Source organism: Streptomyces huasconensis (genome assembly GCF_021028635.1).
Taxonomy (GTDB): Bacteria; Actinomycetota; Actinomycetes; order Streptomycetales; family Streptomycetaceae; genus Streptomyces; species Streptomyces huasconensis.
Genome location: NZ_CP086119.1, coordinates 4,430,125 through 4,449,907 on the forward strand (window position 1 = coordinate 4,430,125; position 19,783 = coordinate 4,449,907).

Below are 19,783 nucleotides of genomic sequence, written 5' to 3' on the forward strand. Positions count from 1 at the left end.
GCCGTGTCACTGGTTCGGGTGATGGAGATATTCACAGCCATCGCCTTGTCCACAGTTATTGACCAAGATCCACACGATTTGCCGGACCGCTGCACGCTGATTCCGCTCGTTCCGCTCGCGAAGTTCATGGCCGGATTCCTTTGCCGGTTCTTCGCTCCTGCGGGGCGCGGCATTCACAGGAGCTTGCGTGAGAGGGGGATGGAGATCGTGGGTGGAGTCATTTCACGAGGCGGTTCACGGGACGGTTCACCGGGCGGGCCGACGCCGTCACAGGCGCACCGGGGCGGGCCGCTGATCGTCACGGAGGACGTGGAACTCCTGGATGACCTGCTGCGGCTGTGCGCGGCGGCGGGGGCGCGTCCCGAGGTGCACCACGGAGGACCCGAGCGTGGAGAGGGCTGGGACGCGGCCCCGCTCGTCCTGGTCGGGGACGACGCGGCGCACCGCGTGCGCGGGGCGAGGCGACGGCGTGGGGTCGTGCTGGTTGGGCGGGATCAGGACGATTCCGGGGTCTGGCGGCGGGCCGTGGAGATCGGTGCCGATCACGTGCTGGTCCTGCCCGACGGCGAGCAGTGGCTGGTGGACCGCATCGCCGACGTGGCCGAGGGCGTGGGACGGCCCGCGCTCACCGTCGGGGTCATCGGAGGGCGGGGCGGGGCCGGTGCCTCCACCCTCGCCTGCGCCCTCGCGGTCACGGCCGCCCGCGCCGGGCGCCGCACGATGCTCGTCGACGCGGACCCGCTCGGCGGCGGCCTGGACGTCCTCCTCGGGGGCGAGACGGCCGAAGGGCTGCGCTGGCCGGCCTTCGCCGCGTCCCGGGGCAGGGTCAGCGGCGAGGCGCTGGAGGAGTCCCTGCCGGAACTGCACGCGCTGCGGGTCCTGAGCTGGGACCGGGGCGAGGCGGTGGCGGTCGCCCCGGAAGCGGTGCGGGCCGTCGTCTCCGCGGCGCGCAGGCGCGGCGGGGTGGTCGTCGTGGACCTGCCGCGCCGGGTGGACGAGACGGTCGCGGAGGCGCTGGAGCAGCTGGACCTGTGCCTCCTGCTGGTGCCGCCTGAGCTGCGCGCGGTGGCGGGGGCCAGGCGGGTGGCGTCGGCCGCGGGACTGGTGCTGAGGGACCTGCGGGTGGTGGTCCCCGCGGGTGCGCGGCCCCAAGGCCTCGGCGGGTTGGACGCGGAGGAGGTGGCGGGGCTGCTTGGCCTGCCGCTGGCCGGAGAGGTGCCCTGGGAAGCGGAGCTGGTGGCGGCGCAGACAGCCGGTGTGCCGCCTGGGGGAGCGGCGCGGGGCCCGCTGGCGAGGTTCTGCGCCGCCTTCTGGGAGCGGGTGCCGGTCGACGCCCCCGGAGGAGGCGTATGAGCGCCGTCGTCGGGGCGCGGATGCTGGACGGGGTGCGCCAGTGGCTCGCGGAGAACGGCACGGAGCCCACTCCCGCGCGGGTCGCCGAGGCGCTGCGGGCCCAGGGCCGGGTCCTCGGGGACACCGAAGTGCTCGGCGCCGCCGCGCAGTTGCGCTCGGAGCTGGTCGGCGCGGGACCTCTGGAGCCCCTGCTCGCGGACTCCTCGGTGACGGACGTACTGGTCTCCGCGCCCGACCGGGTGTGGGTCGACCGGGGCGGCGGCCTTGAACTGACCGCGGTGCGGTTCCGGGATGCGGCGGCGGTGCGCCGCCTCGCCCAGCGCCTGGCCGCCGTGGCGGGGCGGCGCCTGGACGACGCGCGGCCCTGGGTGGACGCCCGTCTGCCCGACGGCACCCGGCTGCATGCCGTGCTGCCACCGGTCGCGGTGGGCTCCACCTGCCTCTCCCTGCGGGTCGTGCGGCCCAAGGCCTTCACGCTCACGGAGCTGGTCGCGGCGGGGACGGTGCCGCCCGGCGGTGACCGGGTGCTGCGGGCGCTGCTCGACGCACGGCTGTCCTTCTTGATCAGCGGGGGCACGGGCAGCGGCAAGACGACCTTGCTGAGCGCACTGCTCGGGCTCGTCGGGCCCAAGGAGCGGATCGTGCTGGCCGAGGACTCCGCGGAACTGAAGCCGGAGCATCCGCATGTGGTGCGCCTGGAATCCCGTCCGGCGAACCAGGAAGGGGCCGGTCTCGTCGGCCTCGACGACCTGGTGCGCCAGGCCCTGCGGATGCGGCCAGACCGGCTGGTCGTCGGAGAGGTGCGGGGTGCGGAGGTGGTGCACCTGCTGGCCGCGCTCAACACCGGTCATGAGGGCGGCTGCGGCACGGTGCATGCCAACGCCGCGGGGGACGTGCCGGCCCGCCTGGAGGCCCTGGGGACGGCCGCGGGGCTCGACCGTGCCGCCCTGCACAGCCAGCTGGCGGCAGCACTGTCGGTGGTCGTCCATCTCGTGCGCGATGCGGTGGGCCGCCGCCGCATCGCCGAGGTACACGTCCTGGAACGTGCCGCGTCGGGGCTGGTGCAGACCGTGCCCGCCCTGCGATGGGGCGAGAAGGCGTTCATCGAAGGCCCCGGTTGGGAGCGGCTGGACTCGCTCCTCCTGGGCGGGGCGCGGGGTGGTCCGGCGTGAGTACGGCGATGTGGGCGGCGGCGGTGTGCGCGGGGAGCGCGGCGTGGCTGATGGAGGGTCGTGACCGTACGGCTCGGCGGGTCCGGGCCGTGCTCGTGGCCGGGGCGGCGGAGGAGGCGGACGGGTGGTCCTGGCGGCGGGCCGTCGCCGCCGGACGCGGCCGGGTCCGGCCCGAGTGGTGGTGCCTGGCGGCCGGGGCCGTGGTGGGGCTCCTCGGGGAATCGCTGCTGCCGCTGGCCGCGGGAGCGGCGGGCGTGCCGGTGGCGGCGCGGGTGCGGCGGGCCAGGCACGCGTGTCGGGAGCGGGAACGGCGTGGTGACGCGGTGATCGCGTTGTGCGGGGCGCTCGCGGGTGAGGTGCGGGCGGGGCGGCAGCCGGGGGAGGCGTTGCGGGTGGTTTTGGGGGAGGGGGGCTTTGGGTCTGGGGGGTTTGGCTGTTCTGAGGGGCCTGGGGGGCCAGGAGGTTCTGGAGGGGGTGCTGTTGAGGTCGGAGTTTCGGGAGCGGGGCTTTCGGTGGTCGGACCGGAGGTGACCGTCCCCGGGGGGCCGGGCGAGCCGGACGGTGCGGGGCGTAGTGCGGTGCTGGCTGCGGCGCGGTTCGGCGGGGATGTGCCGGGGGCCTTGGTGGAGGCGGCGCGTGTGCCGGGGGCGGAGGGCTTGTTGGGGCTCGCGGCCTGCTGGCGTGTGGCCGTGGACCGAGGAGCGGGGCTCGCGGCGGGGCTTGAGCGGCTGGAAGGCGTGCTTCGTGTTGAGCGGGACCAACGGGCTGACCTGAGGGCCCAGTTGGCCGGCGCGCGGTCGACCGCCGTGATGCTCGCGGGCCTGCCGGTGCTGGGGCTGCTGATGGGCAGCGCGCTGGGAGCGGACCCGCTGCGGGTGTTGCTGCACACAGGAGCGGGGCTCGGCTGTCTGGTGACGGGCGGGGTGTTGGAGGGCGCCGGGGTGTGGTGGGCGCTGCGGATCGTACGGGGAGCGGAGGGGCGATGAGTTCTGTGAGTTCTATGAGTTTCTTGGGCTCGGTGGGCTCTGTCGGCTCGGTGGGGCCTGGGGGGTCTGCGAGTTCTGTCCACAGGCTGGGGGTGGTGGTGTGGAGTGTCGCGGCTGTGCTCTGGCTGGTGCTGACGGTGTGGGCCGCCCGGCGCGAGAGGGCGGAGCGGTGGCGGGCCGCGGAGGCGCTGGGCGTGGAGAGGCCCGCTGTCCGGTGCCGGAGTCGGTGGCCGGGTCTGCGCGGCAAGGCGCGCGCCTGGTTCGTGGTGGGCGGGACGGCGAGCCTGGCCTACGCCTTGGTGGGCGGGGCCTGGGGGCTCGCGGCAGGAGCGGTTGCCGGCTGCTGCGTGTGGCGTCAGCAGCGCGCCCGGGCGTCGTCTTACGGGTCCACCGGTGCTGAGGACTGCTCGGCGGAGGCGATGGCGGAGGCGGAGCGGCAACTGCCGCTCGCGGCAGACCTGTTGGCGGCTTGTGTCGCTGCTGGGGCGAGCCCTGTGGCGGCCGCCCGAGCGGTCGGGGAGTCGCTGCGGGGCCCGGTCGGAGAGCGGCTCGCGCGTGGGGCGGCGGAAGTGCGGCTGGGCGGTGAACCAGCGCACGCGTGGCGGCAGTTGGCCGAGATACCGGGCGCCGCGCCGCTGGCCCGACTCCTGGAGCGAGCGGGCGAGTCGGGGGCGCCGGCCGCGGAGCCGGTGGCCCGTCTCGCCGCGGACGCCCGAGCAGCGCGGGGCCGGGCGGCGACGGCCAAGGCGCGCAGAGCCGGGGTTCTGATGACGGCGCCCGTAGGCCTGTGCTTCCTGCCGGCGTTCGTCGCGGTCGGAGTGGTGCCGGTGGTGATCGGGCTTGCGGAGGGCCTGCTGCGCACGGGATGAGCACAGAGGCGAACGCAGGGGCGAATACAGACACGAACACCGAGATGAACGCAGAGACGAAGACAGAGATGAAGACAGAAGCGATGGCTTCCCGAGCTTGCAGGTGTGGGCCCGAGACAACGCAAGGAAACGCGACGGGGGTTGAAATGCGGATGCACAACGGTGCGCGGATGCTGCTTCGGCGGACTCGCGCGGTGGGCAAGGACGCGGGGATGGTCACGTCCGAATACGCGATGGGGCTGATCGCGGCGGTGGGGTTTGCCGGGCTGCTCTACAAGGTGGTGACGAGCGGGCAGGTCAGGGCCGCTCTGCATGCCGTGGTGGAGAAGGCACTCCATGCGTCGTTCTGAGCGTGGCCGGAGGCGACGTGCAAGGGAAGGTCGGAACGGGGACGGGGGGTTCGTGACGGCGGAGGCGGCCGTGGTGCTGCCGACGCTGGTGCTGTTCGCCATGGCGCTGGTCTGGACGTTGCTGGCCGCGTGCGCGCAGATCCAGTGCGTGGACGCGGCCAGGGCGGGAGCTCGCGCCGCCGCGCGGCAGGACCCGGAGGCGGTGGCCGTGGCGGCGGCGAGACAGGCGGCGCCACGCGGAGCGCGTGTGTCCGTGCGGCGCGACGGCGACCTGGTGCGGGTCGAGGTCGTCGCGGACGCGCCGGGCCCTGGAGTGCTGGGCCTCGGCCTGCGGCTGCGATCGGAGGCGGTGGCTCTGGCGGAGGAGACGGTGGCTTCGGTGGGTCGGACGGCGGTTTCGGCGGAGGAGACGGTGGCCTCGGCGGAAGAGGCCACGGTGGCGGCGGTGGAAGGTACGGCGGGGGTGGACTCATGAGGGGCGAGGTGGCGTGGCGCGGCCCAGGGCGGGATCGAGGGGGCGCCACAGTCTGGTCGGCCGTGGTGATGGCGGTGCTCTGTGTGGTCTGCGGGGCGCTGCTCGCGATGGGGCAGGCCGTCGTGGCCCGGCATCGTGCGGGCGGCGCGGCTGACCTGGCGGCCCTGGCGGCGGCTGACCACTGGGCGGCGGGGGCATCGAAGGCGTGCGCGGGGGCGAAGAGGGTGGCGGCGGCTCAGGGCGCGAGGCTCGTACGTTGCACGGTGCGGGGCGAGATCTCCGAGGTCACGGCCTCGGCCTCTGCGGGCCCCTTCTCGGTACGAGTCAACTCCCGTGCCGGGCCGGCGGACGCCACGGCGGGGCCGAGCGATGTGCCGTTGCTCGCGGACCCGTGGCGTCCCGACCGGCCGGTGGGAGAGGCCTCGGGGGCCGGGCCGTCAGGCGTCCTGCGGGTACCAGCGCAGTTCCACGGTGTTGCCGTCCGGGTCCTGCACGTACAGCGAGAGCGCGGTGCCTCGGGCGCCGAAGCGCTCGCCAGGGCCGTCCAGCACCGTGAAGACGCCGGAGTCGATGACCTGCTGCCAGTCGAGAGGCTCCACCACCAGGCAGATGTGGTCCACGTTGGGGCCCTTGGGCTGCCCGTCGGAAGCCTTGACGAGGTCGATGATGGTGGTGGGGCTCACCCGCACGGACGGGAAGGGCACCGTGCCTTCCCGCCACTCGTCCACCCGCACCGGGTCCAGCCCCAACGGGCCCGTGTAGAAAGCGAGCGAGCGCTCGATGTCGGTGACGTTCAGGACGAGGTGGTCGAAGGCGATCACGCGCATGAGGGTCTCCGTGGAGTCGGGGGCGCGGGCGGGCGCCGATGGTGGGTGTGTGCGGGGCCGGGGCCGCAAAGGCTCCGGCAGCGGATGCCGAGCGCCGACTGGCCCGGCCCGCTGCTGACTTCAGCATCGTCGAACGCGAATCCATCGGTCCAACGCATGTTTGTCATTCGATCGATCGTGTTTCACGATGCGTCGAATGGACCTCCAGCAGATGCGTTACGTCCTCGCGGTGGCGGAGACGGAGAACTTCACCCGTGCCGCCGAGCGGTGCCACGTCGTTCAGTCGGCGCTCAGCCACCAAGTGGCGCGGTTGGAAAAGGAGTTGGGAGCGCGGCTGTTCGAGCGGACCAGTCGCAAGGTGCGGTTGACCGCTGCCGGGGAGGCGTTCCTGCCCGCTGCCCGGCAGGCACTGGAAGCGGCCGAGCGGGCCAAGGCGGAGGTGGCGGCGGCCACCGGGGAGATACGGGGCAAGTTGGCCGTCGGGTCGATCCCGACCGTGGCGGCCGTCGACCTCCCGGCGGTGCTGCGGCGCTACCGCCTGCGCTACCCCCAGGTGGGCATCAGTCTGCGGATCGGCTCCAGCGAGCAGCTCGTGGAGCAGGTGAGGGACGGCGCGCTGGACGTGGTGTTCCTCGGCGTACCGCCCGGATTCCGGCCGCGGGGCGTGCCTGAACGGGAGCTGGCCCATGGGCAGCACGTCGCCGTGGTCGCCCCTGACCACCCGCTGGCCACGGAGACCGAGGTGGACCTCAGCCGTCTGGTCGAAGAGACGTTCGTGGACTTCGCCGAGGGGAGCGCGGCCCGGGCGCAGTCGGACGAGGCGTTCGCGGCGGCGGGACTGCGGCGCGAGGTCGCGTTCGAGGTGTCCGGCGTCGACTTCATGGGCCGGATGGTCCGCCACGGACTGGGCATCGCGCTGCTTCCCTCGACGTTCGCCGCCGAACTGCCCGGCGTGCGGGCCGTGCCGGTCAGCAACGGGCCCGTGCGGGTGGAACGCCTCGTCTGGAGCCGCTTCACGCCGTCGCCCGCGGCCGCCGCCTTCCTGACCCTGCTGGACACCGACACGCGGCCTCCGGCGGAGTGACGGCACCGCCGCGCCACGGGCCGACCGCCGCCGCCCGGCCGACCGCCGCCACCCCCAGCCGACCGCCACCGCCCCTCGGCAGCCCCCCTAGGCGCCCACCCCCGCATCCCTCAGCAACACGGAAAGCAGCCGTACCGCCCCCCGTTTGTGCAGCGGCTCGTTGCCGTTGCCGCACTTGGGGGACTGGATGCAGGAGGGGCAACCCGCCTCGCACTCGCAGGAGGCGATCGCCTGGCGGGTGGCCGTCAGCCACTCCCGTGCCGTGTGGAAGGCCCGCTCGGCGAAGCCCGCCCCGCCCGGATGACCGTCGTACACGAAGACCGTGGGAAGGAGCGTGTCCGGATGCAGCGGTACGGAGACACCGCCGATGTCCCAGCGGTCACACGTGGCGAACAGCGGCAGCATGCCGATGGACGCGTGTTCGGCGGCGTGCAGGGCGCCGCCGAGGATCTCGGGGTCAACGCGCGCGGCGTCCAGCTGGTCCTCGGTGACCGTCCACCAGACGGCGCGCGTACGCAGCGTACGAGGAGGCAGCTCCAGCTTCGTCTCGCCCAGGACCTCGCCCGTGATCAGCTTTCTGCGCAGGAAGGAGACGACCTGATTGGTCACCTCGACGGAGCCGTAGCAGAGGCGTCCCTCGCCCCAGGGGACCTCCACGTCCGTCTCCAGGATGGAGATCGCCGTGGTGTCGCGCGCGGTCGTGGAGTACGGCGGCACGGCCTCCTCGACCAGCGCCACCGAGTCCTCCAGGTCGAGGTGGCGCACGAGATACGTACGGCCCTGGTGGAGGTGGACCGCGCCCTCGTGCACGGTCGTGTGCGCGGCGGACGCGTCGACGGTGCCGAGGAGCCGGCCCGTGCCTTCCTCGACGATCTGGACGGGGGTGCCGCCCTCGCCGCGGATGTCCGTGAGGTCGGCGGCCCGCTCCCGGCGGGTCCAGTGCCAGGCTCTCGTGCGCCGCCGCAGCAGTTTCGCGGCCTCCAGCTGCGGGAGCAGCTCCTCGGCGGCCGGACCGAAGAGCGCGAGGTCTTCGTCGGTCAGCGGCAGTTCCGCGGCGGCCGCGCACAGGTGGGGCGCGAGGACGTACGGGTTGTCGGGGTCGAGGACGGTGGACTCCACCGGCTGCCGGAACAGCGCCTCCGGGTGGTGGACGAGGTAGGTGTCCAGCGGATCGTCACGCGCGACCAGCACCGCCAGGGCGCCCTGCCCCGAACGACCCGCCCGGCCCGCCTGCTGCCAGAGCGAGGCCCGCGTACCGGGATAGCCCGCGATGATGACGGCGTCCAGACCCGAGACGTCCACGCCGAGTTCCAGGGCGGTGGTCGCGGCGAGGCCGAGCAGTTCCCCGGAGTGCAGCGCGCGCTCCAGGGCGCGGCGCTCCTCGGGGAGGTAGCCGCCGCGGTAAGCGGCGACACGGCGGGCGAGGGAGCGGTCGACCTCGGAGAGGCGTTCCTGGGCGATCACCGAGATCAGCTCGGCGCCACGCCGAGAGCGTACGAAGGCGACCGAGCGGACGCCCTGGACGGTCAGGTCGGTGAGCAGGTCCGCCGTCTCGGCGGTGGCGGTGCGGCGCACAGGCGCGCCCTTCTCGCCGTGCAGCTCGGTGAGCGGAGGCTCCCAGAGGGCGAAGACGAGGTCGCCCCGGGGAGAGGCGTCGTCGGCCACCTCCCGCACGGGCAGCCCCGTCAGGCGCTGCGCTGAGAGCGCGGGCTCGGCGGAGGTGGCCGAGGCCAGCAGGAAGACCGGATCGGAGCCGTAGCGGGCGCACAGGCGGCGCAGACGGCGCAGGACCTGGGCGACGTGGGAGCCGAAGACGCCGCGGTAGGTGTGGCACTCGTCGATGACCACATAGCGCAGGGCGCGCAGGAAGGAGGACCAGCGCGGGTGGGAGGGAAGGATGCCGCGGTGCAGCATGTCGGGGTTGGTCAGCACGTAATTGGCGTACTGACGCACCCATTCGCGTTCTTCCACCGGGGTGTCGCCGTCGTACACGGCGGCTCGTACGGAGTTGCCGAGCGGGGCCGCAAGCTCGCGGACGGCACGCCGCTGGTCGGCCGCCAGGGCCTTCGTGGGGGCCAGGTACAGGGCGGTGGCGCCACGCCCGTTGGGTGCCTCGGAGCCGTCGAGGAGGGCCGAGAGGACGGGTGTGAGGTAGGCCAGGGACTTTCCGGAGGCCGTGCCGGTCGCGACGACCACGGACTCGCCGTCCAGCGCGTGCTCGGCCGCCTGCGCCTGGTGGACCCAGGGGTGCTCGATGCCCGCCGCCCGGACGGCGGATATGACCTCCGGGCGGATGCGGTCGGGCCAGACTGCATACCGGGCCGCACGTGGGGGCAAGTGCTCCGTATGAGTGACGCGCGACGCACGGCTCGGGCCCGCGGTGAGCCGGTCGAGAACGGCCTGCGGGGACGTCTGTGCCGGGGCACCCGTAGAGGGTCCTCCGGTCGGAGAATTTTTGGCCATCGGCGTCGAGTGTGTCACTGGCGGGATGGACAATGGTCCGAAGGCGTCGTGCACGCCCGCCGGTAAGTGATTGAATGCCATCGCGGCTGGCGATCCGTCCTGGGGGCTCTGCCGAGGTGTCCCGAGGGATGACCGCTCGATAGCAAGGTGCTGGAGGATCCGTGGACCTGTCCCTGTCGACCCGTACCGTCGGCGATCGTACGGTCGTCGAGGTCGGTGGCGAAATCGATGTATATACCGCGCCCAAGCTGCGCGAGCAGTTGGTCGAGTTGGTGAACGACGGCAGTTTCCATCTGGTCGTCGACATGGAGGGCGTGGACTTCCTCGACTCCACCGGACTCGGCGTGCTGGTCGGCGGCCTGAAGCGGGTGCGTGCCCACGAGGGCTCGCTGCGCCTGGTCTGCAACCAGGAGCGCATTCTCAAGATCTTCCGCATCACCGGCCTGACCAAGGTGTTCCCCATTCACACCTCGGTCGATGAAGCAGTGGCCGCCACGGACTGAGGCCCGTGTCGGCAGTACAGCAGGGGGCCGGGCCCGCGGCCCGGCCCCCTGACAGCACGCGCGTACGTTCGAGGGGGATGCATGGCCACCGTTGAACTCCGCTTCAGCGCGCTGCCCGAGCACGTCAGGACCGCCCGTCTCGTGGCGGCCGCCGTCGCGCGCAGGGCCGGAGTGGACGAGGCCGTTCTCGACGAGGTCAGGCTCGCGGTCGGCGAGGCCTGCACGCGTGCCGTCGGACTGCATCAGAGCAACGGCGTCTCGGCGCCCGTGAGGGTCGCGCTGACCGAGGACGAGAAGCAGTTCTCCATCGAGGTCGGTGACGAGGCCCCCCGTTCGGCGCCCGGTGACCGGGCGCCCGGCGCGCGCGGCGGCGAAGGCGACGAGCCGGAGGCCGAGAGCGAGGACGAGATGGGTCTCGCCGTCATCAGCGGTCTCGTGGACGACGTCGAGGTCACCGCCGGCGAGTCCGGCGGCCTGATCCGGATGACCTGGCCGACGACGCCCGCGCCGCTCGTGCCCTGACTCTCGGGCCGCCCGTGCCCTGTGCCGCGCGCCGCTCGCGTCCTGACCCGCGCAGACGCAGGCCCTGTTCACCACCACGGTGAACAGGGCCTTTTTCCTTGCGATCATTTATTACGTAGATCAGAAACACGGACCGGCGATCTTTCGTCAACGGTTTTGAGGCATTACCGCTTTCGGTGCCATTCCCTGGCCTCGATCATTTGCTGAGAAGCGATCTCAGGTCAATCGCGTTAGTGGTGCTCTGTTTTGATCAGGTTCCGCTCCCTACAATCCGTCCACATCTTGAGCTCAGCCCAAGCGTCAAGGAGGACGAATGGCGGGGCTTTCTACCCCTCATCAGATCGACCACCCCTCAACCTTCGCAGCCGCAGTCCTGACAGATGACAATCGCCTCATCGTGATGGTCATCGCGGCCGTCGCGCTCGCGGCGCTCGTCGTGGCCGGGGTCCTGGTCCGCCAGGTACTCGCGGCAGGCGAGGGCACCGACAGCATGAAGAAGATCGCCACGGCGATCCAGGAAGGTGCGAACGCCTATCTCGGCCGGCAGCTGCGCACACTCGGCGTATTCGCCGTCGTCGTGTTCTTCCTGCTCATGCTGTTGCCCGCCGACGACTGGAATCAGCGCGCCGGACGTTCGATCTTCTTCTTGATCGGCGCGGCGTTCTCGGCGACCACCGGCTATATCGGAATGTGGCTCGCCGTGCGCAGCAATGTGCGCGTGGCCGCCGCCGCCCGAGAGGCCACCCCGGCGCCCGGTGAGCCGGAAAAGGATCTCACCGCCGTCTCGCACAAAGCCATGAAGATCGCTTTCCGCACGGGCGGCGTCGTCGGCATGTTCACGGTGGGGCTCGGTCTGCTGGGCGCCTCCTGTGTGGTGCTCGTCTACGCGGCCGACGCGCCGAAGGTGCTCGAAGGATTCGGACTCGGCGCCGCCCTGATCGCGATGTTCATGCGTGTCGGCGGCGGCATCTTCACCAAGGCCGCCGACGTCGGCGCCGACCTGGTCGGCAAGGTCGAGCAGGGCATTCCGGAGGACGATCCGCGCAATGCCGCGACCATCGCCGACAACGTGGGCGACAACGTCGGCGACTGCGCCGGTATGGCCGCCGACCTCTTCGAGTCCTACGCCGTCACGCTCGTCGCCGCGCTGATCCTCGGCAAGGTGGCGTTCGGCGACTCCGGACTCGCCTTCCCGCTGATCGTCCCGGCCATCGGCGTCGTGACGGCCATGATCGGCATCTTCGCGGTGGCGCCCCGCCGCGCCGACCGCAGCGGCATGACCGCCATCAACCGCGGCTTCTTCATCTCCGCGGTCATCTCGCTGGTGCTCGTGGCCGCCGCCGTCTTCGCCTACCTGCCGTCCTCGTACGCGAAGCTGGACGGCGTCACGGATGCGGCGATCAAGGCGCACGACGGTGACCCGCGGGTCCTCGCGCTCACCGCCGTCGCCATCGGCATCGTGCTGGCCGCCCTCATCCAGCAGCTCACCGGCTACTTCACCGAGACCAACCGGCGTCCCGTCAGGGACATCGGCAAGACCTCGCTGACGGGCCCGGCGACCGTCGTCCTGGCCGGCATCTCGATCGGCCTCGAATCGGCCGTCTACACCGCGCTGCTGATCGGGCTCGGCGTGTACGGGGCGTTCCTGCTCGGCGGTACGTCGATCATGCTCGCCCTCTTCGCGGTCGCCCTCGCCGGTACGGGGCTGCTGACCACCGTCGGCGTCATCGTCGCCATGGACACCTTCGGACCCGTCTCCGACAACGCGCAGGGCATCGCCGAGATGTCCGGTGACGTCGAGGGAGCGGGCGCGCAGGTGCTCACCGACCTGGACGCCGTCGGCAACACCACCAAGGCCATCACCAAGGGCATCGCCATCGCCACCGCGGTCCTCGCGGCGGCGGCGCTCTTCGGGTCGTACCGCGACGCCATCGCGACCGCGGCCAAGGACGTCGGCGAGAAACTCGGCGACGGCGCTCCGATGAACCTGGTCATGGACATCTCGCAGCCCAACAACCTCGTCGGCCTGATCCTCGGCGCCGCGGTCGTCTTCCTCTTCTCGGGGCTGGCGATCAACGCGGTGTCGCGGTCGGCCGGGGCCGTGGTCTACGAAGTGCGGCGGCAGTTCCGCGAGCACCCCGGGATCATGGACTACACCGAGAAGCCGGAGTACGGACGCGTCGTCGACATCTGCACCAAGGACGCGCTGCGTGAGCTGGCCACACCTGGTCTGATCGCCGTGCTCACGCCGATCGCGGTCGGTTTCACGCTCGGTGTCGGCGCGCTCGGTTCGTTCCTGGCGGGCGCGATCGGCACGGGCACGCTCATGGCGGTCTTCCTCGCCAACTCCGGCGGCGCCTGGGACAACGCGAAGAAGCTCGTGGAGGACGGCCATCACGGCGGCAAGGGCAGCGAGGCCCACGCCGCGGTCGTCATCGGCGACACGGTGGGCGACCCGTTCAAGGACACCGCGGGTCCGGCGATCAATCCCCTGCTGAAGGTGATGAACCTGGTGGCGCTGCTCATCGCACCCGCCGTCATCAACTTCAGCTACGGGGACAACGCCAGCGTCGGCATGCGGGTCCTGATCGCGGCGCTCTCCATCGCGGTCATCGTCGGCGCGGTCTACGTCTCCAAGCGGCGGGGCATCGCCGTCGGGGACGAGGGCAACACCGAGCGGACGGCCAAGTCGGCCGACCCGGCGGTCGTCTCGTAACGGCCTTCGGATCACCGTCCAACACGCGGGCGGACGGCGCTTCTTGATGCGCCGTCCGCCCGCTGCCGTACGGGGCGCCCCTCGGCCGTTCGGCGTACGCGGGGAGTCGTGAGCCTTCTCTCGCGCTCCCTGCCCGCCCTCCCTTGGTGCAAATGGCTGCAATAGCGGTTGTAACGGACCCCCGGCATGCGATTGTCGCTCGTTTGGCGTGTAAGTTCCGGGGCCGAGAGCCATGGAAGGGACCAATCCGGTGAACAAGAAGCTTGCAGCCGCACTGTCCGGCGGTGCGGTACTGGTACTCGCTCTGTCCGGGTGCAGCAGCGACGACGACGGTGACAAGAAGCTGGACGACTGGGCCAAGAAGGTCTGTGACTCCGTCCAGCCGCAGTCGAAGAAGATCGCGGACGCCAACGCCGCGATCCAGAAGGAGACCTCCGACAACAGCTCGCCGGCCGACGTCCAGAAGACCGACTCCAAGGCGTTCCAGGACATGTCCGACGCCTACAAGGCGATGGGCGCCTCCGTGAAGCGCGCGGGCGCGCCGCCGGTGGACGACGGGCAGAAGAAGACGGACGACGCCGTCAAGGAACTCAACGCCATCTCCAAGTCGTACGAGAACCTCAAGAAGCAGGTCGACGGCCTGGACACCAAGAACCAGGCGGACTTCGCGGACGGCCTCAAGGACGTCGCGGGCGAGCTGGACAAGCTGAGCAAGAGCGGCAACGAAGCGCTGGAGAAGCTGCAGGAAGGGGACGTCGGCAAGGCGATGGCCAAGCAGGACAGCTGCAAGAGCGCGTCCGGCACGCCGTCCACCAAGAGCTGACGGCCTGCCGCCAAGAGCTGACGGCCAGCGCCAAGAACTGACGGCCTGCCGCCAAGCACTGACGGCCTGCCGCCTTCTGGCCGTACGTTCTTCCCTCCGCGGACCCAGTCGCCCCCGGCGCCCATGGCGGCGCCGGGGGCGTCGGCATGCGTCGCGGGCCACAATGGGGGGCGTGAGTAACGCCAGCCTTCCCCTGCCCTCATCCGACCGCGCCGACGTGGCGGCCGCCCTGCGCCGGGCCCTGCTCGACGCCGACTTCACCGCCGACGGGCTCCTCGAACTGCTCGGCGCCTCCGCGTACGCCGCGCTCGCCCGCAGCGAGACGGTGCCCGCGCTACGGGCCACCCGGGGGGACGGCGCCCTCGCGGCTCTCGTACGGCTGTTCCTGCTCCAGGAAACCGTGCCGCACGCGCGCGTGGCGGACGTTCTGCCTCTCGACGCCCTCTTGAAGAGCGGTTGGCTGGTCGAGGGGGACGGGGAGCTGCGGGCCACCGTGGACGTGCGGCCGTACGGCGGGCCGGGCGGCGAGGACTGGTTCATCGTCTCCGACCTGGGCTGCGCGGTCGGCGGTGCCGGCGGCATCGGCAGCCACGACGAGGGCGTCGTCCTCGGAGTCGGCGGCGCCTCCACGACGCTCGCCGGGATCACCGTGCGCACGCCCGTCGACAGCGCGCTCGACCTCGGCACCGGCTCGGGCATCCAGGCCCTGCACGCGGCGCAGCACGCCACGCGCGTGACCGCCACCGATCTCAACCCGCGCGCCCTGGAGTTCACCCGGCTCACGCTGGCCCTGTCCGGGGCACCGGAGGCGGACCTGCGCGAGGGCTCGCTCTTCGAGCCGGTGGGCGAGGAGACGTACGACCTGATCGTGTCGAACCCGCCCTTCGTGATCTCCCCGGGGGCGCGGCTCACCTACCGGGACGGCGGGATGGGCGGGGACGATCTGTGCCGGACGCTCGTTCAAGAGGCGGGGGCACGGCTGAACGAAGGGGGGTACGCGCACTTTCTGGCCAACTGGCAGCACGTGGACGGCGAGGAGTGGCAGGACCGGCTGCGCTCCTGGGTGCCGCGCGGCTGCGACGCCTGGATCGTGCAGCGCGAGGTGCAGGACATCACGCAGTACGCGGAACTGTGGCTGCGCGACGCGGGGGACCACCGCGAGGACCCCGAGCGGTACGCGGCGCGGTACGAGGCGTGGCTGGACGAGTTCGAGGCGCGCGGGACGCGGGCCGTCGGGTTCGGCTGGATCGCGCTGCGCAAGACCCGGGCCGCCGAGCCGAGCGTGACCGTCGAGGAGTGGCCGCACCCCGTCGAGCAGCCCCTCGGCGAGACGGTGCGGGAGTTCTTCGACCGCCAGGAGTACCTGCGTACGCACGATGACGCGGCGCTGCTCGCCGCGCACTTCAAGCTCGCCGACGAGGTCGTGCAGGAGCAGGTCGGGCTGCCGGGCGCCGAGGACCCCGAGCACGTGGTGCTGCGCCAGCACCGGGGGATGCGGCGGGCCACCAAGGTGGACACGGTCGGCGCCGGGTTCGCGGGCGTGTGCGACGGGTCGCTGAGCGCCGGGCGCATTCTGGACGCCATCGCACAACTGGTGGGGGAGGACCCGGTGTTGCTGCGGGACCGGACACCCGCGCAGATCAGGCTGCTGGTGGAGCAGGGCTTCCTGGTGCCCGTCCAGGCGTAGGGCCCGGCCCGCCGCCCCGCGCGGGGAGCGAGAAAACCGGCCAACATCCCGTACGGGCCCGGCACTTCGGGCCGGGGCCGGAGAGAGGCCGGGCAAGGGCCGGGCAGGGACCGGTGGGCGAGTGGGCCGCCCGCCGTTCACCCCGATTTCGCGCTCTCGCTTCCCTCGCGTGTCAGCCTCCAGGCCAAGGCCGCGCGGGGAGCGCCGGGCGGAGCGCCGTACGGGGAGGCAAGGGCCATGGAGAGCGCACCAGCGATATTCGCGGGGACGGTGTTCGCGCTGTTCGGCGCCGCACTGCTGCTGTGGACCGGGACGCGGGTCGCCCACCGCGAGCCGGTCGCCCAGGGTGTGAGTCCCGTCGCATCGGCGACGCTCGCCGCGCTCGCCGGTTCCGGGGCGCTGCTGCTCGGTGTGTGGTGTTTCACGCGGCTGTGAAGCGAGCGCGCCGCGACGGCGCACCGCCTCCTTCCAGCGGGGCTCCCGGGGGGCTCCTGTAGGGCTTCGCCGAGTACTGGAGCGTCGCGCTCCGGTAAAGGGGAGGCCGTACCGCGGTGAGCCATCGGGCCGTATGCGCGTTGGCGCGAGAGGCCATACCCAGGTAGTGCCGGACGTCGTACCGAAGTAGTACGAGAAGGGGCGCCGAGGCCTGCGGGACGTCGTGCCGAGGGGTCGGTCCGCAGTGGTCGCGGTGCTCGCTCCGGCGCTGCCCCGGGGCCCGCCGCCGTGATCACCCCGGTCCGGCGAGGCCGTGTCCCATGCCGTGCGCCGAAACGGCAGGTCGCCACTCCGGGCGGCAGGAATGGCGGTAGTCGGGTTACCGTTCGAGTGGCCGTTGCGGGCTTTTCCCGTTTGACACGGGGGCGGGATGTACCGTCACACTCCGCAGCGACAGCGCAACGCAAGCCATGCGAGCACTGCCACCGCACGGCCCAGAGCACTGCCACGAGCAATGCCATCGCGCACTGCCACCGAGCGTCGACCGGAGAGAAGAGCGAAGTTGTCCCCGACCAGCGAGACCGCACAGGGCGGCCGCCGACTCGTCATCGTCGAGTCGCCTGCCAAGGCGAAGACGATCAAGAGCTACCTCGGCCCCGGTTACGTAGTCGAGGCCAGCGTCGGGCACATCCGCGACCTCCCCAACGGCGCCGCGGAGGTGCCCGAGAAGTACACCGGTGAGGTGCGCCGCCTCGGCGTGGACGTCGAGCATGACTTCCAGCCCGTCTATGTCGTCAACGCCGACAAGAAGGCGCAGGTCAAGAAGCTCAAGGACCTCCTGAAGGACTCCGACGAACTCTTCCTCGCCACCGATGAGGACCGCGAGGGCGAAGCCATCGCGTGGCACCTCCTGGAGGTCCTGAAGCCCAAGGTCCCCGTCCACCGGATGGTCTTCCACGAGATCACCAAGGACGCGATCCGCAGCGCCGTCGCCAACCCGCGCGAGCTGAACCAGCGCATGGTCGACGCGCAGGAGACCCGCCGTATCCTCGACCGCCTCTACGGCTACGAGGTCTCGCCGGTCCTGTGGAAGAAGGTCATGCCGCGCCTGTCGGCGGGCCGCGTGCAGTCCGTGGCCACCCGCCTCGTCGTCGAACGGGAGCGCGAGCGCATCGCCTTCCGCTCCGCCGAGTACTGGGACCTGACCGGCACCTTCGGCACCGGCCGCGCCGGTGACGCCTCCGACCCCTCGCAGCTGGTCGCCCGCCTCACCACGGTCGATGGCAAGCGCGTCGCGCAGGGCCGCGACTTCAACTCCGTCGGGCAGCTCAAGGCGGGCAGCGCGGGCACCCTGCATCTGGACGAGGCGAACGCCCGCGCGCTGGCCGCGGCGCTCCAGGACACGAGCTTCTCCGTACGCTCCGTCGAGTCCAAGCCCTACCGCCGCTCGCCGTACGCCCCCTTCCGTACGACGACGATGCAGCAGGAGGCGAGCCGCAAGCTCGGCTTCGGCGCGAAGGCGACCATGCAGGTGGCCCAGAAGCTGTACGAGAACGGCTTCATCACCTACATGCGTACGGACTCCACGACCCTGTCCGACACGGCCGTGGCCGCCGCTCGCGCGCAGGTCACGCAGCTCTACGGCAGCGACTACCTCCCGGACAAGCCGCGCACGTACGCGGGCAAGGTCAAGAACGCCCAGGAGGCGCACGAGGCGATCCGTCCCTCGGGCGACCGTTTCCGTACGCCCGCCGAGACCGGTCTGACCGGTGACCAGTTCCGGCTCTACGAACTGATCTGGAAGCGGACCGTCGCCTCCCAGATGAAGGACGCGACCGGGAACTCCGTCACCGTCAAGATCGGCGGCCGGGCGAGCGACGGCCGGGACGCCGAGTTCAGCGCGTCCGGCAAGACCATCACCTTCCACGGCTTCCTGAAGGCCTACGTAGAGGGCGCCGACGACCCGAACGCCGAGCTGGACGACCGCGAGCGCAGGCTCCCGCAGGTCAGTGAGGGCGACGCGCTCTCCGCCGACGAGATGTCGGTGGACGGCCACGCCACCAAGCCGCCCGCCCGCTACACCGAGGCCTCGCTGGTCAAGGAGCTGGAAGAGCGGGAGATCGGCCGCCCCTCCACGTACGCGTCGATTCTCGGCACCATCCTCGACCGCGGATACGTCTTCAAGAAGGGGACGGCACTCGTGCCCTCCTTCTTGTCGTTCGCCGTCGTCAACCTGCTCGAGAAGCACTTCGGGCGGCTCGTCGACTACGACTTCACCGCCAAGATGGAGGACGACCTCGACCGCATCGCGCGCGGCGAGGCACAGGCCGTGCCGTGGCTGCGGCGCTTCTACTTCGGTGAGGGCGAGCCCTCCGGAGGCGCCGCCGACGCGGGCAACGGCGACGGCGACCACCTCGGCGGCCTCAAGGAACTCGTCACCGACCTCGGCGCCATCGACGCCCGCGAGGTGTCGTCCTTCCCCGTGGGCGACGGCATCATGCTGCGCGTCGGCCGCTACGGCCCCTACATCGAGCGCGGCGAGCGCGACTCCGAGGAGCACCAGCGGGCCGACGTGCCCGAGGACCTGGCGCCGGACGAGCTGACCGTCGCGTACGCGGAGGAGCTGCTCGCCAAGCCGAGCGGCGACTTCGAGCTGGGCACCGACCCGATCTCGGGCAACCAGATCGTCGCCAAGGACGGCCGCTACGGCCCGTACGTCACCGAGATCCTCCCCGAGGGCACCCCGAAGACCGGCAAGAACGCGGTCAAGCCGCGCACGGCCTCGCTCTTCAAGTCCATGTCGCTCGACACGGTCACCCTTGAGGACGCGCTCAAGCTGATGTCGCTGCCGCGCGTCGTCGGCACCGACGCCGAGGGCGTCGAGATCACCGCGCAGAACGGCCGGTACGGCCCGTATCTGAAGAAGGGCACCGACTCGCGCTCCATCGAGAGCGAGGAGCAGCTCTTCACGATCACGCTGGAAGAGGCCCTGGAGATCTACTCCAAGCCGAAGCAGCGGGGCCGCGCGGCCGCCAAGCCGCCGCTGAAGGAGCTCGGCGAGGACCCGGTCAGCGGGAAGCCGGTCGTCGTCAAGGACGGCCGCTTCGGGGCGTACGTCACGGACGGCGAGACGAACGCGACGCTGCGGGCGGCGGACTCGGTCGAGGACATCACTCCGGAGCGGGGCTACGAACTGCTCGCGGAGAAGCGGGCCAAGGGGCCGGCGAAGAAGACCGCCAAGAAGGCGGCGAAGAAGGCACCCGCCAAGAAGGCACCCGCCAAGAAGGCACCCGCAAAGAAGGCGCCTGCCAAGAAGACCGCCGCTAAGAAGACGGCTGCTACGAAGACGGCCGCCAAGGCCACCGCCAAGAAGACGGCTGCCAAGACCACCGCCACGAAGACGGCTGCCAAGAAGACGACTGCCAAGAAGGCGGCCGCTTCCAGTAAGGCCGCTGCTGCGGAGGACTGATGTCTCGCGTGGCGGGCCTCTGACGGAGCGCGCACCGGGTGCCTGGATC

The 19,783-nt window shown here is 71.6% G+C and carries 16 protein-coding genes and 1 pseudogene; 15 read left to right on the forward strand and 2 right to left on the reverse strand.

Annotated features, from left to right (window positions below; genetic code table 11):
• The first annotated feature begins 198 nt into the window (after nucleotides 1-198).
• The 7 genes and pseudogenes from ssd to J2N69_RS20270 form a co-directional block, all read left to right on the forward strand.
• Nucleotides 199-1,353 (forward strand): septum site-determining protein Ssd, encoded by a 1,155-nt coding sequence (ssd, locus tag J2N69_RS20240; RefSeq protein ID WP_408056758.1) that lies wholly within the window; start codon nucleotides 199-201, stop codon nucleotides 1,351-1,353.
• Nucleotides 1,350-2,525: a TadA family conjugal transfer-associated ATPase gene (locus J2N69_RS20245; RefSeq protein WP_230902043.1), complete on the forward strand. Its 1,176-nt coding sequence runs from the start codon at nucleotides 1,350-1,352 to the stop codon at nucleotides 2,523-2,525. Before ssd ends, J2N69_RS20245 begins: the two co-directional genes overlap by 4 nt.
• Nucleotides 2,526-2,575: 50 nt before the next feature.
• The gene (locus J2N69_RS20250; protein WP_408056901.1) at nucleotides 2,576-3,511 is read left to right on the forward strand and encodes a type II secretion system F family protein; all 936 of its coding nucleotides are present in this window, start codon (nucleotides 2,576-2,578) and stop codon (nucleotides 3,509-3,511) included.
• A 95-nt stretch (nucleotides 3,512-3,606) separates the two neighbouring features.
• Nucleotides 3,607-4,380: a type II secretion system F family protein gene (locus tag J2N69_RS20255; protein WP_230902044.1), complete on the forward strand. Its 774-nt coding sequence runs from the start codon at nucleotides 3,607-3,609 to the stop codon at nucleotides 4,378-4,380.
• Between the two features lie 146 nt (nucleotides 4,381-4,526).
• Nucleotides 4,527-4,730 carry a DUF4244 domain-containing protein gene (locus J2N69_RS20260; protein ID WP_230902045.1) on the forward strand — a complete coding sequence of 68 codons (204 nt, stop codon included), beginning with the start codon at nucleotides 4,527-4,529 and terminating at the stop codon, nucleotides 4,728-4,730.
• Nucleotides 4,717-5,205, forward strand: coding sequence for a TadE family type IV pilus minor pilin (locus J2N69_RS20265; protein WP_230902046.1), 489 nt, complete (start codon nucleotides 4,717-4,719; stop codon nucleotides 5,203-5,205). Before J2N69_RS20260 ends, J2N69_RS20265 begins: the two co-directional genes overlap by 14 nt.
• Nucleotides 5,202-5,558, forward strand: a pseudogene (locus J2N69_RS20270) (Rv3654c family TadE-like protein); the annotation flags it as partial. The gene J2N69_RS20265 and the pseudogene J2N69_RS20270, both read left to right, overlap by 4 nt.
• Nucleotides 5,559-5,642: 84 nt before the next feature.
• Here J2N69_RS20270 and J2N69_RS20275 read toward each other — a convergent pair.
• On the reverse strand, nucleotides 5,643-6,032 hold the full coding sequence (locus J2N69_RS20275) for a VOC family protein (RefSeq protein ID WP_230902047.1): 390 nt from the start codon (nucleotides 6,030-6,032) through the stop codon (nucleotides 5,643-5,645).
• 196 nt (nucleotides 6,033-6,228) lie between these two features.
• Between J2N69_RS20275 and J2N69_RS20280 the strand changes: the two genes are divergently transcribed.
• Entirely contained in the window at nucleotides 6,229-7,116 is an 888-nt protein-coding gene (locus tag J2N69_RS20280) for a LysR family transcriptional regulator (RefSeq protein ID WP_230902048.1), read from the forward strand.
• An 87-nt stretch (nucleotides 7,117-7,203) separates the two neighbouring features.
• Here J2N69_RS20280 and J2N69_RS20285 read toward each other — a convergent pair whose 3' ends face one another.
• Nucleotides 7,204-9,660 carry a DEAD/DEAH box helicase gene (locus tag J2N69_RS20285; protein ID WP_230902049.1) on the reverse strand — a complete coding sequence of 819 codons (2,457 nt, stop codon included), beginning with the start codon at nucleotides 9,658-9,660 and terminating at the stop codon, nucleotides 7,204-7,206.
• An 80-nt stretch (nucleotides 9,661-9,740) separates the two neighbouring features.
• Between J2N69_RS20285 and bldG the strand changes: the two genes are divergently transcribed.
• The 7 genes from bldG to topA all read left to right on the forward strand — a co-directional run bounded on the left by bldG (nucleotide 9,741) and on the right by topA (nucleotide 19,734).
• Nucleotides 9,741-10,082 carry an anti-sigma factor antagonist BldG gene (gene bldG, locus J2N69_RS20290; RefSeq protein ID WP_005475923.1) on the forward strand — a complete coding sequence of 114 codons (342 nt, stop codon included), beginning with the start codon at nucleotides 9,741-9,743 and terminating at the stop codon, nucleotides 10,080-10,082.
• A gap of 81 nt (nucleotides 10,083-10,163) precedes the next feature.
• A complete protein-coding gene (locus tag J2N69_RS20295; RefSeq protein ID WP_230902050.1) occupies nucleotides 10,164-10,604 on the forward strand; it encodes an ATP-binding protein in 441 nt (146 codons plus the stop codon).
• A gap of 313 nt (nucleotides 10,605-10,917) precedes the next feature.
• Nucleotides 10,918-13,320 (forward strand): sodium-translocating pyrophosphatase, encoded by a 2,403-nt coding sequence (locus tag J2N69_RS20300; protein WP_230902051.1) that lies wholly within the window; start codon nucleotides 10,918-10,920, stop codon nucleotides 13,318-13,320.
• A 232-nt stretch (nucleotides 13,321-13,552) separates the two neighbouring features.
• Nucleotides 13,553-14,143 (forward strand): small secreted protein, encoded by a 591-nt coding sequence (locus J2N69_RS20305; protein WP_230902052.1) that lies wholly within the window; start codon nucleotides 13,553-13,555, stop codon nucleotides 14,141-14,143.
• Nucleotides 14,144-14,306: 163 nt separating this feature from the next.
• Nucleotides 14,307-15,830 (forward strand): DUF7059 domain-containing protein, encoded by a 1,524-nt coding sequence (locus J2N69_RS20310; RefSeq protein WP_230902053.1) that lies wholly within the window; start codon nucleotides 14,307-14,309, stop codon nucleotides 15,828-15,830.
• Between the two features lie 237 nt (nucleotides 15,831-16,067).
• Entirely contained in the window at nucleotides 16,068-16,265 is a 198-nt protein-coding gene (locus J2N69_RS20315) for a hypothetical protein (protein ID WP_230902054.1), read from the forward strand.
• A 562-nt stretch (nucleotides 16,266-16,827) separates the two neighbouring features.
• On the forward strand, nucleotides 16,828-19,734 hold the full coding sequence (gene topA, locus J2N69_RS20320) for a type I DNA topoisomerase (RefSeq protein ID WP_230902055.1): 2,907 nt from the start codon (nucleotides 16,828-16,830) through the stop codon (nucleotides 19,732-19,734).
• The last annotated feature ends 49 nt before the right edge of the window (nucleotides 19,735-19,783 follow it).